Annotated in this window: 17 protein-coding genes; 9 read left to right on the top strand and 8 right to left on the bottom strand. The window is 69.3% G+C overall.

Features of this window, described 5'->3' with window-relative positions:
* Positions 1-5: 5 nt before the first annotated feature.
* Both ACXYX3_RS25135 and ACXYX3_RS25130 read left to right on the top strand, forming a co-directional pair.
* Positions 6-794: a hypothetical protein gene (locus tag ACXYX3_RS25135; RefSeq protein ID WP_458609448.1), complete on the top strand. Its 789-nt coding sequence runs from the start codon at positions 6-8 to the stop codon at positions 792-794.
* Positions 795-841: 47 nt separating this feature from the next.
* Positions 842-1,147: a hypothetical protein gene (locus ACXYX3_RS25130; protein WP_458609447.1), complete on the top strand. Its 306-nt coding sequence runs from the start codon at positions 842-844 to the stop codon at positions 1,145-1,147.
* 7 nt (positions 1,148-1,154) lie between these two features.
* Here ACXYX3_RS25130 and ACXYX3_RS25125 read toward each other — a convergent pair whose 3' ends face one another.
* A complete protein-coding gene (locus tag ACXYX3_RS25125) occupies positions 1,155-1,493 on the bottom strand; it encodes an aminopeptidase (protein WP_458609446.1) in 339 nt (112 codons plus the stop codon).
* A 102-nt stretch (positions 1,494-1,595) separates the two neighbouring features.
* Between ACXYX3_RS25125 and ACXYX3_RS25120 the strand changes: the two genes are divergently transcribed.
* Entirely contained in the window at positions 1,596-2,522 is a 927-nt protein-coding gene (locus ACXYX3_RS25120; protein ID WP_458609445.1) for a DMT family transporter, read from the top strand.
* Here the strand turns inward: ACXYX3_RS25120 and ACXYX3_RS25115 are convergent.
* Entirely contained in the window at positions 2,498-3,073 is a 576-nt protein-coding gene (locus tag ACXYX3_RS25115) for a sigma-70 family RNA polymerase sigma factor (protein WP_458609444.1), read from the bottom strand. The two genes, ACXYX3_RS25120 and ACXYX3_RS25115, sit on opposite strands and share 25 nt — an antisense overlap.
* Positions 3,074-3,187: 114 nt before the next feature.
* Entirely contained in the window at positions 3,188-3,607 is a 420-nt protein-coding gene (locus tag ACXYX3_RS25110) for a TIGR03668 family PPOX class F420-dependent oxidoreductase (RefSeq protein ID WP_458609443.1), read from the bottom strand.
* 112 nt (positions 3,608-3,719) lie between these two features.
* Here ACXYX3_RS25110 and ACXYX3_RS25105 point away from each other — a divergent pair, with 112 nt between their 5' ends.
* The 4 genes from ACXYX3_RS25105 to ACXYX3_RS25090 are packed head-to-tail and all read left to right on the top strand — an operon-like array spanning position 3,720 to position 7,513.
* Positions 3,720-4,868, top strand: coding sequence for an ABC transporter substrate-binding protein (locus tag ACXYX3_RS25105; protein WP_458609442.1), 1,149 nt, complete (start codon positions 3,720-3,722; stop codon positions 4,866-4,868).
* Position 4,869: 1 nt separating this feature from the next.
* Positions 4,870-5,712 carry an ABC transporter permease gene (locus ACXYX3_RS25100; protein ID WP_458609441.1) on the top strand — a complete coding sequence of 281 codons (843 nt, stop codon included), beginning with the start codon at positions 4,870-4,872 and terminating at the stop codon, positions 5,710-5,712.
* The gene (locus tag ACXYX3_RS25095) at positions 5,709-6,482 is read left to right on the top strand and encodes an ABC transporter permease (protein WP_241206744.1); all 774 of its coding nucleotides are present in this window, start codon (positions 5,709-5,711) and stop codon (positions 6,480-6,482) included. Before ACXYX3_RS25100 ends, ACXYX3_RS25095 begins: the two co-directional genes overlap by 4 nt.
* Positions 6,479-7,513 (top strand): ABC transporter ATP-binding protein, encoded by a 1,035-nt coding sequence (locus ACXYX3_RS25090; RefSeq protein ID WP_458609440.1) that lies wholly within the window; start codon positions 6,479-6,481, stop codon positions 7,511-7,513. The genes ACXYX3_RS25095 and ACXYX3_RS25090 overlap by 4 nt, the downstream gene beginning before the upstream one ends.
* 75 nt (positions 7,514-7,588) lie before the next feature.
* Here the strand turns inward: ACXYX3_RS25090 and pyrE are convergent, their stop codons facing one another.
* Positions 7,589-8,167, bottom strand: a complete 579-nt coding sequence (gene pyrE, locus ACXYX3_RS25085) for an orotate phosphoribosyltransferase (RefSeq protein WP_241206819.1) — start codon at positions 8,165-8,167, stop codon at positions 7,589-7,591.
* Positions 8,168-8,193: 26 nt separating this feature from the next.
* Positions 8,194-9,006, bottom strand: a complete 813-nt coding sequence (locus ACXYX3_RS25080; protein WP_458609439.1) for a HugZ family pyridoxamine 5'-phosphate oxidase — start codon at positions 9,004-9,006, stop codon at positions 8,194-8,196.
* A 175-nt stretch (positions 9,007-9,181) separates the two neighbouring features.
* On the opposite strand from ACXYX3_RS25080, the gene ACXYX3_RS25075 reads away from it, so the two are divergent.
* Both ACXYX3_RS25075 and ACXYX3_RS25070 read left to right on the top strand, forming a co-directional pair.
* Positions 9,182-10,186, top strand: a complete 1,005-nt coding sequence (locus ACXYX3_RS25075; protein WP_241206747.1) for an MSCRAMM family adhesin SdrC — start codon at positions 9,182-9,184, stop codon at positions 10,184-10,186.
* Positions 10,187-10,229: 43 nt separating this feature from the next.
* Positions 10,230-11,531: a maltokinase N-terminal cap-like domain-containing protein gene (locus ACXYX3_RS25070; protein ID WP_458609438.1), complete on the top strand. Its 1,302-nt coding sequence runs from the start codon at positions 10,230-10,232 to the stop codon at positions 11,529-11,531.
* A 213-nt stretch (positions 11,532-11,744) separates the two neighbouring features.
* On the opposite strand, the gene glgX is transcribed toward ACXYX3_RS25070, so the two are convergent.
* The 3 genes from glgX to ACXYX3_RS25055 form a co-directional block, all read right to left on the bottom strand.
* Positions 11,745-13,904 carry a glycogen debranching protein GlgX gene (glgX, locus tag ACXYX3_RS25065; protein WP_458609437.1) on the bottom strand — a complete coding sequence of 720 codons (2,160 nt, stop codon included), beginning with the start codon at positions 13,902-13,904 and terminating at the stop codon, positions 11,745-11,747.
* Positions 13,905-13,993: 89 nt separating this feature from the next.
* Complete coding sequence (locus ACXYX3_RS25060; RefSeq protein ID WP_458609436.1) at positions 13,994-14,545, bottom strand: isochorismatase family protein; 552 nt, start codon at positions 14,543-14,545, stop codon at positions 13,994-13,996.
* Positions 14,542-15,219 (bottom strand): PAS and ANTAR domain-containing protein, encoded by a 678-nt coding sequence (locus tag ACXYX3_RS25055; RefSeq protein ID WP_458609435.1) that lies wholly within the window; start codon positions 15,217-15,219, stop codon positions 14,542-14,544. The genes ACXYX3_RS25060 and ACXYX3_RS25055 overlap by 4 nt, the downstream gene beginning before the upstream one ends.
* Positions 15,220-15,231: the final 12 nt, after the last annotated feature.

The following is a 15,231-nucleotide window of genomic DNA, read 5'->3' as shown; positions in this document are numbered from 1 at the left end:
ACAGTGTGACTGACGCGGTGGCGGACGCACTCGATGCGCTCTATGCGGCGCGCCCCGAGGACTTCGCCGCGCGCCGGAAAGAGCTGGCGGCGGCCGCCAAGCGTGCCGGTGACGGCTCCGCCGCGAAACAGATCGGCGGGAGCCGTAAACCCACCGCCGCGGCGTGGGTGGTGAACCTGCTGGCGCTCACGGGCACGGCGCGAACACAACTGGCCGACCTGCGCGCGCGGTTGCGGGATGCGCACGCGGCGATGGACGGTGAGGCGATCCGCGCCCTGACCTCCGAGCAGCGCCGCCTCGTCGAGGAACTGAGCCGGGCGGGTTTCGCCGCCGCCGGGATCACCGAGCCGTCGCCAGGGATGCGCGACGACGTCGTGTCCACCCTGCAAGCCGCGGTCGCCGACCCGGACGTGCTCTCTCGATTGGGTCGGCTGACCAAGGCCGAGCAGTGGTCGGGCTTCGGTGACTTCGGCGTCGCGACGGCGGTGACGGCCACGCGTGGCCCGGGCCGACCCGTGCCGCGGGCCGCCCCGGCCCGGCCGGTGACGTCGCCGGCGCTCACAGCGGCGCTGGCCCGGCAGGCGGACGCCGACTCCGCTCTGCCGGAGCTGCAGTCCGATCTGGCCGCGGCCCGGTTGCGGGCCGAGGACGCGCGGCGCCGCCTCGCCGCCGCCGAAGAGGCGCTTGACGCAGCCGAAACGGCGCTGCACGCCGCAGAAGACGCCTACGCGACCGGCAAGCACGCGAGCCGGGAGGCCGCGGCGGCCGTCAGGGCCGCGAGATCAGCCCGCTGATTCCCGCTACCCTGGGCACAGGCATCCACACAGGGGAGGCGCGGGAGATGAAGCTTCGAGTGCTGCCGAATGTCACAGTCGAGGTGGACGACCGGCTCCAGCGCAGAATGCGGCGCGCCGGGGAGCGGTGGCGGCTGAACATGCGGGCCTACCTACTGAGCGCGGCCGACGACGTCGATTCGGCCGTGGACACCGCCGGGGATCGGGTGCGCGGGTTGTGCGATCGTGCGGTCAACCGGATCGACTCCGTGGCGGCCACCGTCACCGACAAGATCGCACCGGAACCGCAGGCGCAGCCGGCGCCGCAGGAGCGGCCCCGGCTGCGGGTGGTCAAGGGCGAGCGCGCCAGCTAGCAGCCGGCTACGTTCGCATGCGACCGGTCCGGCCGCCGACGAAGAACGAGCCGGCGAGCACGACCAGGCCGACGACGGCCACCGGGATGGACCAGGAGCGCCGCGACGACAGCGCCGATTCGCACTCGGCGACGAAATCCTTGTGGGGGATGAGCTCGTTCAAGACGGGCAGGTTGGCCGGGTTCTGCCCGTCGACGTCTCGCGCTTGCGACAGATCCGAGGCGATCGCGTTGCCACACCCGATGTCACCCTGTGGCCCGGGCACCGACACCGGCACCAGCAGCGCGATGACTCCGACGAGCAAGACCACCGCGCCGACGAGCATGACCAATCTCCGCAGATTCATGGCGCAGGGAGTGCCCAGTTCCGCGGAGCTGAAACAAGATCGATCTCCGGCACGCGCCGAGCCGGGTGGGCAGCAGGCCCTCCGATGTGCTGTCCTAGTCGGGTGATCGGCCATGGTGTGACCGTCCTGCTGTCGTTGTTGGCGGCGGTGTTTCTGGCCATCGGCATCGTGGTGCGGCAGCGGGCCACCCTCGACGTGCCGGCCGAGCACGGCGTCAGCTCGGTGATGGTGCTGACGCTGATCCGCAGACCGCTGTGGTGGGCGGGAACCGCGGCGGCGGTCGCCGGCTATGTGTTCCAGGCGCTCGCGCTGGCCAACGGGTCGCTGCTCCTCGTGCAGCCGATCCTGGTGTCGGCACTGCTGTTCGCGCTGCCGCTGTCGGCCCGTCTGGCGCATCGCCGGGTGACCCGGGCGGAGTGGGCGTGGGCGCTGCTGCTCACCGCGGCGCTGGCCGTGTTCGTGGTGCTCGCCAAACCCAGCCCCGGTGACTACGAGGCGTCACTCGGGACGTCGGCGATCGTCGCCGTCGTGTGCACGGTGTTGGTGATGGCCTGCGTCGTGGTCGCGCTGCGCAGCGCCGACTGGCGGCGCGCGGTGCTGCTCGCCGTCGCGGTGGGTGTGCTGTTCGGCGTCGTCGCCGTGTTGACGAAGTTGGTCATGCACGTCCTGATCCACGAGGGAGTCCTCGCCGTCCTGGTCACACCGGTGCCCTACCTGTTGGTGGTGCTCGGCGTGATCGCGGTACTGCTGCAGCAGTCGGCGTTCCACGCCGGATCCCTGCAGACGTCGGTGCCGACGATGCTGACGCTGGAGCCGGTGATCGCGGTCGTCCTCGGGGCGGTCGTGCTCGGCGAGCACCTGGACGTCGGCCGCCTCGACGCGGTGGCGCTGGCGATCTCGACGCTGGCGATGGCGGCCGGCACGATCGCGCTGGGCCGCGACGAAGGTGCCTACGAGGAACAACTGATCGCGCCCGCCGACGCCGAGTCCGCAGGGTCTGTCGGTCAGGCCGCCTCGGGCACCGAGTAGCCGACAGAGGCTGCGACGTCGCGCAGCGCCAGCCGCAGCCGGATCCGGCCGCGGTGCAGGCGCGACATCACGGTGCCGATCGGGATGTCGAGCCGGGTGGCGATCTCGCGGAATGCCAAGCCCTCGACGTCGGCGTAGTAGACCGCGGTGCGGTACTTCTCGGGCAGGGAATGCATCGCCGCCGCGATCGCCGGGTCGCCGATGAGCGCCAGCACCTGTTCTTCGGTGGAGCCCGAGACGCCCGCGCGTCGATGGTGGCCCAGCAGTTGGCGTTCGGAGAACTCGTCGGTGAACTCCAGGGCCGGCCGCCGCTGCGCCTTGCGGTGCTCGCTGATGTGCGCGTTGACCATGATGCGGTACAGCCACCCCGCCAGGTTGGTGCCCTCACAGAACCCGTCGAACGCCGCGAACGCCTTGGCAGCCGTCTCCTGCAGGAGATCCTCGGCACTGACAGGGTCGCGGGTCAGCCGCACCGCATGCCCGCGCATCTGGCGCAGCAGTGGCACCGCGTCGCGTTCGAATCGTTCGGTGAGCTGGCGGCGATCGGTCATCGGGGCTCCTCGGCGTGCGTGGATGTTGCCCTCAACTCTTCCGCCGAAACGCGCACCGCGTCTGCCCGGCTGACCCCCAACCGCATGGCGGACAACCACCGCGGCCTCTACCGGCTAACCCCCACCCCAGGACGCCCAGCGGTGAATCCGGATGCTGATCACGGGGCCGTCGAGCGCGACCCGTTCGTACTGCGGATACTTCGCGCGCAGGGCAGCGTACCCCGCCGTCACCGTGTGGCCGGCCCGGTGGATCGTCGCCGTGCCGTCCGCGCGCACCCACCACAGCTGCGACCAGTCGTCGTCGTAATGCTCGACCAGCAGGCTCACCTCGGGCCGGTGCGCGATGTTGTCCAGTCGGCGCAGCCGCTGCGTCGACTTGGGTTTCGCGTCGACCGCGGTGAACACCGTGTCGTCTCGACCTGGCGCCATCGCGAACACCACCGGGACGACGTGCGGGGCGCCGTCGGGCCGCACGGTGGCGAGCACCGCCACCGGTGCGCCACCGAACTCGGTGACATGCCGGGAGATGCTCACCCGCTCAACCCTAGGCGCGAGCAGCGCCGCCGGGATATGGTTCACCGCGATGACACGGCCAGGTAACCGCCGCGCCACTGCGCCGCCTCCTGCTCACCGGAAGGTCTCAACCATGCCCTCTGCCAACACCACTGGACGACTGTCCCGGTTCCTCGTCTGCGCCGCCTCCGCACTGCTGGTCGCCGGTGCCGCCGCGTGCGCCCCGCCGGAGAAGAACGACTCCGGCTCGCAGACGCAGTCCGGTGTCAAGGCCGCCGAGGCCACCTCGGCGCAGGACTTCGGGGGAATGGACGGCCTCGTCAAGGCCGCCAAGGACGAGGGCGAGCTCAATGTGATTGCGCTGCCGCCGGATTGGGCCAACTACGGCGCGATCATCAAGGCGTTCTCCGACAAGTACGGCATCAAGGTCAACTCCGCCCAGCCCGATGCGTCGAGCCAGGACGAGATCAACGCGGCCAACCAGCAGAAGGGCCGCAGCAGTGCGCCCGACGTGTTCGACCTCGGCCAGTCCGTGGCCCTGTCCAACACCGCGATGTTCGCGCCGTACAAGGTGGCGACCTTCGACGACATCCCGGCCGCGTTCAAGGATCCGAACGGGACCTGGGTCAATGACTACGGCGGCTACATGTCGATCGGCTTCGACTCGGCCAAGGTGCCGCCGGTGACGAACGTCAACGATCTGCTCAAGCCGGAGTACCAGGGCAAGGTCGCGCTCAACGGCGACCCCACCCAGGCGGGCGCGGCGTTTTCCGGTGTGCTGATGGTGGCGTTGTCGCAGGGCGGTTCGGCCGACGACATCGCCCCCGGAGTCGAGTTCTTCCGCAAGCTCAAGCAGGCGGGCAACTTCCTGCCGGTCGATCCGACTCCCGCAACCATCGAGTCGGGGCAGACCCCTGTCGTGATCGACTGGAACTACACGAATTCCGCTGAGACCAAGAAGCTTCCGTCCTGGACGGTGCTGGTGCCGCCGAACGCCGCGGTCGCCGGGTACTACTACCAGGCGATCAACAAGGAGGCACCGCATCCGGCGGCGGCGCGGCTGTGGCAGGAGTTCCTCTACAGCGACGAGGGGCAGAACCTCTACGCTGCGGGCGGCGTCCGCCCCGTTCGCGCCGACACCATGATCGCCGACAAGACGCTGGACGCCGAGGTCGCCAAGGCCTTGCCGGTGGTCGACGGGCCGGTCACGGTGCCGACCCCGCAGCAGACGGAAGCGGCCTCGAAGTACCTGTCGGAGAACTGGGCTGCCGCGGTTGGCTGACATGCGCCGCGTCCGAGACGGCCTGCCGCTGGTGCCGTTCCTGGCCGTCGTCGTGGTGTTCCTGATCATCCCGACGGTCACCGTCGTGGTCGGTGCGGTCTACCTCGACGGGGTGTTCTCGCTGGATCGCATCGCGGCGTTGTTCACCGGCACGGCGCTGTCGGCGCTGCGCGACAGCGTGCTGCTGTCCGCGGCCACGGCCGTGCTCGGTGCGGTGCTCGGTGCGCTGATGGCGTGGCTGATCGTCAGCAGCCCGCCGACGTCGATGGTGCGCCGGGCAGTGCTGTCGCTCTGCAGCGTGCTGGCCCAGTTCGGGGGCGTCGCACTGGCTTTCGCGTTCCTGGCGACGGTCGGGCTGAACGGTGTGCTGACGCTGTGGGTGCAGCAGGTCACCGGCTGGAACCTCGCAGGCTCGGGGTGGCTGTACGGCCTGAGCGGATTGACCCTCGTCTACACCTACTTTCAGATCCCGCTGATGGTGATCGTCTTCGTGCCCGCGCTGGAAGGTCTGCGGGAGCAGTGGCGTGAAGCGGCGGTGAGCCTCGGCGCCTCGACGTGGGATTACTGGCGCGAGGTCGCGGTGCCGCTGCTGACACCCGCGTTCCTCGGCTCGATGCTGCTGTTGTTCGCCAACGCCTTCGCCGCCTATGCGACGGCGGCCGCACTCGTCAGTCAGGGCAGCCCGATCCTGCCGCTGCTGATCCGGGCGTCGCTGGTCAGCGAGGTGGTCCTGGGGCAGGCCGGCTTCGCCTACGCGCTGGCGTTGGAGATGATCGTCGTGGTGGCCGTGGTGATGATCGCCTACAACCGGCTGGTGCGGCGCAGCGCGCGGTGGCTGTCATGACGCGGATGGTGCGCGGGCTGCTGTGGGTGCTGTTCGGACTCTTCTTCTGCTTCCCGCTCTACGCGATGGCCGACTTCTCCACCCGCGACCTGATCTCCGGCGGGCGCACCGGGCAGGCCTGGGCCAACCTGATCGCCGACGAGGCGCTCTACCAGGCGATCATCGTCTCGTTGTCGCTGGCGGTGCTGACCGTGCTCGCGATGCTGATTCTGTTGGTGCCCACCATGATCTGGGTCCGGCTGCGCGCGCCGTGGGCCAAGGGCATGATCGAGTTCCTCTGCCTGCTGCCGCTGACGATTCCCGCGCTGGTGATCGTCGTCGGGTTGCGCAACGTCTACCTGTGGGTCACGTACTTCCTCGGGGAGTCCGCGTTGACGCTGACGTTCGTCTACGTCGTCATCGTGCTGCCGTTCGCCTACCGGGCGCTGGATGCCGCGCTGTCGAGCATCGATCTACAGACGCTCTCCGAGGCGGCGCGATCGCTGGGTGCGGGCTGGGCGACGACGATCCTGCGGGTCGTGGTGCCCAACATCTGGTCGGGCATCCTGTCGGCCGCGTTCATCTCGATCGCCGTGGTGCTCGGCGAGTACACCATCGCCTCGCTGTCGGGATACGAGACGCTGCAGGTGCAGATCGTGACCATCGGCAAGAGCAACGGGCCGACCTCGGTGGCCGCGTCGCTCGCCACGTTGCTGTTCGGCTTCGCGCTGCTGCTGATCCTCTCCCTGGTCACCCGCGGCCGCCGCCATCAGACAGGAGTGACCACGTGACCGGAGTTGCCGTCGAGCTCACCGAGCTGACCCGTCTCTACGGTGAAACCCGGGCGCTGGACGGGCTGACCCTGCACATCGAGCCGGGCGAGATGGTGGCGCTGCTCGGCCCGTCGGGCTGCGGCAAGACCACGGCGCTGCGCATCCTCGCCGGCCTCGACGAGGCGACGTCGGGCACGGTGACCGTCGGCGGCGTCGACGTCAGCAGGGTGCCCGCCAACAAGCGGGACATGGGCATGGTGTTCCAGGCCTACAGCCTGTTCCCACACCTGACCGTGCTCGACAACGTCGCCTTCGGCCTGAAGATGCGGGGAAAAGCCAAGGGCGAGAGGCTTTCCCGGGCCGCCGACATGCTCGAGCTGGTGGGCCTGGGAGCGCTGGGCAGCCGCTACGCCAAAGAGCTCTCCGGCGGACAGCAGCAGCGTGTGGCGCTGGCCCGCGCGCTGGCGATCCAGCCCCGGGTGCTGCTGCTCGACGAACCGCTCTCGGCGCTGGACGCCAAGGTGCGCACCCAGCTGCGCGACGAGATCCGGCGGGTCCAACTCGACGTCGGCACCACCACGCTGTTCGTCACTCACGACCAGGAGGAGGCGCTGGCCGTCGCCGACCGGGTCGGGGTGATGAACAAGGGCCGGCTCGAGCAGCTTGCCGAACCCGCCGAGCTCTACGCGCACCCCGCGACGCCGTTCGTCGCGGACTTCGTCGGGCTCAACAACAAGGTGCCCGCTTCGGTCTCGGGTGGTCGTGCGTCGCTGCTGGGTCTGTCGCTGCCCGCGGCACCGGGTTCCGTCGACGGTGAAGGTGTGGCGATGGTGCGGCCGGAGTCGGTGAGCGTGACCGCCGACCCGTCAGGTAGCGCGACGGTGACCTCGGTGTCGTTCCTCGGGGCGATCTCGCGGGTTCACCTGGCGGCCGCCGACGGCGCGGCGCTGATGGCTCAGATGGCCAGTACGGCTGCCCGGGATCTGCAGCCGGGGCAGCGGGTGGCGCTGCGCGTGGACAGCGACGGCGTGCTGGTCACGCGGGCCTGACGGGCGCCGAGTTCGACGAAATGGCGGGATCTCCTCGCACTTTCCCGCCCGAACGTCGGTTTGGGCGGGGAGGGGTTACACGTCCTTGACCGGGTCGATACCCAGGTCGCGGTAGCTCACCAGCGCGTGAAACGGGATGCCGCGCTTGGCGAAACGGGCCGCGGCGATGTCCCCGCGATCGACCATCGGGATCACGCCCGTCACCACGACGCCGATGGGCGCGATGCGTTCCAGCGCCAGCTCGGTGGAACCGCCGGTGCTGATCACGTCGTCGACGAGCAGCACCCGGTCCCCGGATTGCAACCGCGTGCCCTCGATCCACTGCTCGCGACCGCGGCTCTTCTGCTCCTTGCGCACCGAGAACCACGCCTTGCCGGTCACCATCGCCACGCCGTGCGCGAGCGGGTCGGCCCCCATCGTCAGGCCGCCGACCGCATCGAACTCGATGCCGTGAGCTGCGGCCAGATCGGCCACCGCGCGGCTCACCACCGACAGCCGCTCCCCGGTGTCGACGGCGAACTTGCCGTCGATGTAGTCGTGGCTGAGCTGGCCGCTGGCCAGCCGGAACGGCTCCTCACGACGTTCGTGCCCGCGGGTGCGGATCAGCTCGAACGCGGCCTGCCAGGTCTCGGGACGCTGCATCTGCTCGGACATAGCGCGATCGTAGTGCCCGCCCTGGATCACTGCCCGCGGGCCCGACGCGTCAACTCGACCGCGGCGGAACGCAATTCGTCGATCGAACCCAGGGGAGCGGCGAAACCGATTCGTGTGTAGGCCATTCCGCGTTCGGTCATGACACGCAGGTCGAGTCCGTATCGGTCCACGCCGGTGCACGACGCGGTGGTGGTGTCCGGGTAGCCGCCCAGTTCGCGTGCCATCGCCGCCAGTGCGTCGGCGTGATCGTCGTTGAGGTGGGTGATCGCGCCCGCGGCGTGCGGACTGACGGGGTCCGGCTCGGCGGCGGCGTAATCGGCGCCGGTCGTGGATTCCATGCGGCCGTAGCCGCCGACCCACCGCACGCGGTTCACCCGCAACACCCACAGCGTGAAGTCCGTGTAGTCGATGTAGTACTTGGCCGCAGCGACCGCCGCCAGGTGCGCGTCGCGGGCGGCGGCCTGCTCGTCGCCGCTCGGCCGTTCCACATGTCCGGCGATCGTGATGCGCGCGTTCGCCAACGGATCGGACTCGGTGGCGGGGGCGACGACGGCGAGGCTCGCGCGCGGGTCTGCCGCCAGGTTGCGGCCGTGCTCGGCCAGATTCGACACGCAGAGCACCGGGGCGCCGCCGAGCAGGCCGTAGGTCACGAACGACGCCCACGGGTCGCCGTCGGCGGTCAGCGTCGCCAGCGTGGCGGAATTCGTCGACGCCGCGATCGTGCGGGCCTCTTCGGCCGCCGACGGGCGGGCCGGATTGACGGGTTCGCGCAGCGGCGGCGGAATGGTCGGCGCATCGCCTGGGTCGCCGTGATCGCGGGGTCGGCTTCCGGACGTCACCACGGCACCATAGCTGGCACCATGAACCACTGACGCACGCGTCGATTTCCGGCGGCGCTCAGCAAACTCCGAACCGGCCGTGGGCTTGTGCTGATGTGCGAGAATTGCCCAGATAGTCAACGGCTTGGATTCGATCCCGGGTTCGGTACTGCGTCCGGCTGAATGAGGGGACATCATGGGGCGGCCCGCATCGCGTGTCTTCGCGGCCGCCGGTGCGCTCGTCACGGTCGTCTTCCTCAGCGGGATCGGCGCCGCACCCGTCCTGGCTCAGCCGTCGGACGGCGACGGTTCCTCGCAGACCACGTCGGACTCCGGCGAGAAGGATTCCGGTTCCGAGGCGCCGAAGGACACGTCGACCGACACCTCCACCGGTGGCTCGACGGCGTCGATCGACCCTCCCGATACGGACTCGTCGGTCTCCGTCGACACCGACGTCGACGAACCCACGCGCAGCGGGGGCTCACGCGAACCCTCCGAACCCGATTCCCCGCCGTCCTCGCGCGAGTCCGGCAAGGCCGACTCCGGCCGCTCGCTGACGCTCCCGATGCTGCGGCTACCCGCCCCCGGTGAGATCCCGTCGGGCCAGCTCCCTCTGCCGCGCAACTTCTACACCACCGTCGAGATCCCCGTACCCACCCTGACGCAGTTCCTGTCGGCATTGTCGATCGTGCCGCCCGCCCCGCCGCCGGGGCCGTCGTTCCGCACCCAGGAGGAGGCTCCGGTGGTGGACGCCGCCACGGGCACCGCCGGCGGAGGGGGTGGCGGCGGCGCCGGTCGTGACCCGGCGGTGCTGCACGCGCCGCTGGTCGTGACCGTTCCCCGCGCCATCACGGCCGCCGGAACCGGAGCCCGGGCCGGCGCCCGCACACCCGGCGCCGTCGCTGCCGAACCGGGCGTGACCGCCCCCGGTGTCGCCGGGGCGAGCACCCCGACGATCCGCGGTTCGATCGCCCCGACGCCCGGCGCCACCGCACGACCGATGGCCACCGGTGCGGGGCCGCGACCCGAATCGATGCCACGCTCCATGGTGAGTCCGACCGTCGCGCAGCTCGCCGCCGTGGCGCTTCCCGGGCTCGCCGGCCTCATCCTGCTGACCTTCGGCGGCGGCGTGGTCGGCTACCGGCAGGCCAACAGCCTGCGCTTCGTGCGCACTGCCGGTGCAGAGCGTTTCCTCGCCTGAGCGTGAGGTCCACGGCGCCGGAACGGGTACTAGAGACACCGTGATGAGATTGCCGTTCGCTGACTGGATCGTGCGACAGCGCTGGTACGCCGGTCGCACCCGCCAATTGACCCGTGCCGAACCCGCCGCCGTGACCTCCCTCGGTGCCGATCTCGACCACGTCCTGCTCGACGTCGGATACGCCGACAACACCACCGAGCGCTACCAGGTGCTGATCCGCTGGAGCGACACCCCGGTGCCCGAGTTCGGTGACCTCGCGGCCATCGGGTCCGACGAGGGTCGGTTCGCCTACGACGCCATGTTCGACCCCGCCGCGGCCAGCCGTCTGCTCACCCTGATCGACGAGTCGGCGACGGCGGGTCCGCTGACGTTCGCCAAGGAGCCCGGCGCCACGTTGCCGCTCGACGCGGCGCCCCGGGTGTCGGGAGCCGAACAGAGCAACACCAGCGTGATCTTCGGCAGCGACGCCATCCTCAAGGTGTTCCGCCGGGTGACAGCAGGCATCAATCCCGACATCGAGTTGAACCAGGTATTGGCGCGCGCACACAACAGCCATGTCGCGACGCTGTTCGGATCGTTCGAGACCACCTCCGAGACCGATCCGGCGGAGCCGTCCGCGTTGGGCATGGTGACCGCGTTCGCGGCCGGCAGCTGCGAGGGCTGGGACATGGCGACGGCCAGCACCCGCGAGGACTTCTCCGACTTCACCGCCGAGTCCCGCCCACTCGGGGAAGCGGTGGCCTCGGTGCACGCCGCGCTGGCCGACGCCCTGGGAACCTCGACCGTCCCGTTCCCCGTCGACACGGTGCTGCACCGGTTGCGCACCGCGGTCGACGCCGCGCCCGCGCTGGCCGAGCATGCGCCTCGGATCGAAGCGCGCTATCGCGCCCTGGCCGGCGAGACGATGCTCGTGCAGCGCGTGCACGGAGATCTGCATCTGGGCCAGGTGCTGCGGACCGAGGACGGCTGGGTGCTCATCGACTTCGAGGGCGAACCCGGAGCGCCGCTCGAGGAGCGGCGTCGACCGGACTCGCCGATGCGTGACGTGGCAGGGGTGTTGCGGTCGTTCGAATACGCCGCCTACCAGCTGGTGGTCGAGCGCGGTGACGGTGACGGCGGTGGCCGCGAGCTCGCGGAGCGGGCGCGGCAGTGGGTGGAGCGCAACAGTGCCGCCTTCTGCGACGGGTACGCCGCCGGCGGCGGGTCGGATCCGGCTGCGGCGAGGCACATCCTGGCTGCGTATGAGCTGGACAAGGCCGTCTACGAGGCGGCGTACGAGGCCCGGTTCCGGCCGACATGGCTGCCGATCCCGATGCGGTCGATCGAGCGCATCGTGGCGAGCTGACGGCCGAACAAGCTGGCAACCGTGGCCACCCGGTAGGTCACCGCCGCTCTACGGCTCCTACTCCGGCCCGCCCGACCGGTGGCAGGGCGTCATGACGCCCGCCAACAGGCGGCCACGGCTGCAACAGCTCTCTCAAGCTAACACATCGATGCGGTAAAGACGCTGAACCCGGCCGCTAAGCGCGATGCCGCGCAACGTCTTTCATGGTGGGGGTCAGTCGGTCTGCGCCCGCAGCACGACGGTCGCCCGCGCCGGCACCTCGAGCGTCGCCCCTGCCGGGTGTGCTTCGGCCGGCTCACCGTCGGGGGTGAGTTCGGCGGTGTGGATCTCCTGCACCCACGCCTTCCCGAACTCCTTGGGCGGCAACGTGAACTCGATCGGCTCGTAGTGGGCGTTGAAGCACAGCAGGAACGAGTCGTCGATCACCCGCTGGCCGCGCGCATCCATGTCCGGGATGCCGTGGCCGTTGAGGAACACCGTGAGCGACTTCGCGAAGCCGGCCTCCCAGTCCTCGCCGCTCATCTCGGTGCCGTCCGGACTGAACCACGCGATGTCGGGAAGTCCGGCGACGCCGCGGCGGCCGACGGGCTTGCCGGAGAAGAACCGGCGCCGCCGGAACACGGGGTGATTGGCCCGCAATTCCGCGACCGCGCGCGTGAAGTCCAGCAGGCCCTCGTCGACTGTGGACCAGTCGATCCAGGTGATCTCGTTGTCCTGGCAGTAGCCGTTGTTGTTGCCGCCCTGGGTGCGTCCGAGCTCATCGCCGTGGCACATCATCGGCACGCCCTGGGACAGCAGCAGCGTGGCCATGAAGTTGCGTTCCTGCTGGGCGCGCAGCGCGTTGATCTCCGGATCGTCGGTGGGCCCTTCGACCCCGCAGTTCCAGGACCGGTTGTGGCTCTCGCCGTCGTTGTTGTCCTCGCCGTTGGCCTCGTTGTGTTTCTCGTTGTACGACACCAGGTCGCGCAGCGTGAACCCGTCGTGGGCGATGACGAAGTTGATCGACGCGACAGGCCGGCGCGCGGTGTGCTCGTAGAGGTCCGACGAGCCGGTCAACCGGTAGGCGAACTCGTCGATGCTGGCGCCTTCGCCGCGCCAGAAGTCGCGGACGGTGTCGCGGTACTTGCCGTTCCACTCCGTCCACTGCGGCGGGAAGTTACCCACCTGATAGCCACCCGGGCCGACGTCCCACGGCTCGGCGATCAGCTTGACCTGGCTGACCGTCGGGTCCTGCTGCACGAGTTCGAAGAACGTGGCCAGGCGGTCGACCTCGTAGAACTCGCGGGCCAGTGTCGAGGCCAGGTCGAAGCGGAATCCGTCGACGTGCATCTCGGTCACCCAGTACCGCAGCGAGTCCATCAGCAGCTGCAGCGTGTGCGGATGGCTGACGTTGAGGCTGTTGCCGGTGCCCGTGTAGTCCATGTAGAACCGCTTGTCGTCGTCGACGAGGTGGTAGTACGCGGCGTTGTCGATGCCGCGCATGGACAACGTCGGACCCATGTGGTTGCCCTCGGCGGTGTGGTTGTAGACCACGTCGAGGATGACCTCGATGTTCGCCTCGTGCAGCGCCCGCACCATCGCCTTGAACTCCTGGACCTGTCCGCCCGGGTTCGGGTTGGAGCTGTACTTGAAGTCCGGCGCGAAGAAGCCGATGGTGTTGTAGCCCCAGTAGTTCGACAGGCCCTTGTCCACCAGCGTCGAATCGTTGGCGAAGTGGTGCACCGGCATCAGCTCGATCGCGGTGATGTTGAGCGACTTCAGGTGCTCGATGATCGCCGGGTGCGCCACGGCGGCGTAGGTGCCGCGGATCTGCTCCGGAATGTCGGGATGCGTCATCGTGAGGCCCTTGACGTGGGCCTCGTAGATCACCGAGTCGGCGTACTCGTGGTTCGGTGGCCGGTCGACGCCCCAGTCGAAGAAGGGGTTGATCACGACGCACTTGGGCATGTTGGCGGCCGAGTCGTCGTCGTTGCGGCTGTCCGGGTCGCCGAAGTTGTAGCTGAACAGCGACTGGTCCCACTCGAAACTTCCGTCGATGGCCTTCGCATACGGGTCGAGCAGCAGCTTGTTCGGGTTGCAGCGCAGACCGTTCTCGGGGTCGTAGGGGCCGTGCACCCGGTAGCCGTAGCGCTGGCCGGGCTCGATGCTCGGGATGAACCCGTGCCAGACGAAGCCGTCGACCTCGGGCAGCGTGATGCAGGCGGTCTGGTCGCCGGCTGCGTCGAACAGGCACAGCTCGACCTTCTCGGCGGCCTCACTGAACAGCGCGAAGTTGGTGCCGTAGCCGTCGTAGGTGGCGCCGAGGGGGTAGGCCTTGCCGGGCCACACCTCGAGCGGAAAGGAGGTGTCCGGCGAGGCGGCGGTCTGAGTCAAGGAACTCTCCTGGTGTTCGATCGGCTGTGGCGGTAGCGGATGCCCAGAACTGGGACGGTGCAACCGTCCGATGGGTCACAGATTCGTCGTCAGTGGACGGTCACGCCGGCGGCTCGTAGGGCGCCGACGGCTTCGTCGGTCGACGCGGAAGCGACGCCGGCGGTGAGATCGAGCAGCACACGGGTGGTCAGCCCGTGGGCGGCGGCGTCGGCGGCGGTCGCCTTGACGCAGTAATCGGTGGCGATGCCCACGACGTCGACGGTGTCCACATCGCGCCGGCGCAGCCAGTCGGCCAGCGAGGTGCCGTCGTCGTCGACGCCCTCGAAGCCGCTGTAGGCGGCCGAGTACCGGCCCTTGTAGAACACCGCCTCCACGGGCGTGGCATCCAGATCGGGGTGGAACTCGGCGCCGTCGGTGCCGACGACGCAGTGCCGCGGCCAGGACGTGACGTAGTCCGGGTGATCGGAGAAATGCTCACCCGGGTCGATGTGGAAGTCCTTGGTGGCCACCACGTGGTCGTAGCCGTGCTCGCCGCCCAGCAGGCCGGTGATGGCGCGCGCCACGGCGGCACCGCCCTCGACGGCCAGCGATCCGCCTTCGCAGAAGTCGTTCTGCACGTCGACGATGATGAGCGCGTTCATCCACCCACGGTATCGCCGTTGCCTCTGACCCGCTGATGGGCGGTCAGGAGCAGGTGATCGAACGTCTCCCGGCTCGGCAGTGTGTCCCGGTAGTCGAGCTGCTGGTAGTCGGCGAGCAGCTGCTCGGCCAGTGCGCGCAACTTGACGTTGCACTCCTGTGAGCGCCAGCGCAGCAACTCGAACGCGGCGTCGCCGTCCACCCGGTAGATGAGCATCAGCATGCCCTTCACCTGTTCGATCACCGCGCGGTTCTCGGCGATCTCCGCCAACGCGGCGGTGACCATCTCCTGGGTCATCGTCCCGGTCGAGGTGACGTCGACATAGAAGCCGTGTGTGCCGACCACCTGACCCTGCTCGTCGGTCATCCGGTCGCCGACCACGACGACGTCGCGGATATCACCGCGGGTGTCGACGATGCGATGCCGAGTGGAGAACGGCCGGTGGGCTCGGCGCATCTCCTCCAGTGTCGCGGCGATCGTCTGACGATCGTCGGGATGTTTGTGGGAGAGCACGAGTTCGGTGGTCGGCGTCACCGTGCCGGGTTCGTAGCCGTGCATGATCTGCACCGCTTTCGACCACTCCCAGCGCTCGTCGTCGAAGTGGAATGTGAACCATCCGACGCGCTGCGGTTCGTCACCGTCGAGCGCCTGCTCTCCTGAGTCCACGCCGGGCACATCGAGCACGAT

The sequence above is a fragment of the Mycobacterium sp. Panama NTM2 genome, assembly GCF_054355555.1.
Note: the sequence above shows the minus strand (reverse complement) of the source record. Positions and strands in the feature narration are given on the sequence as shown.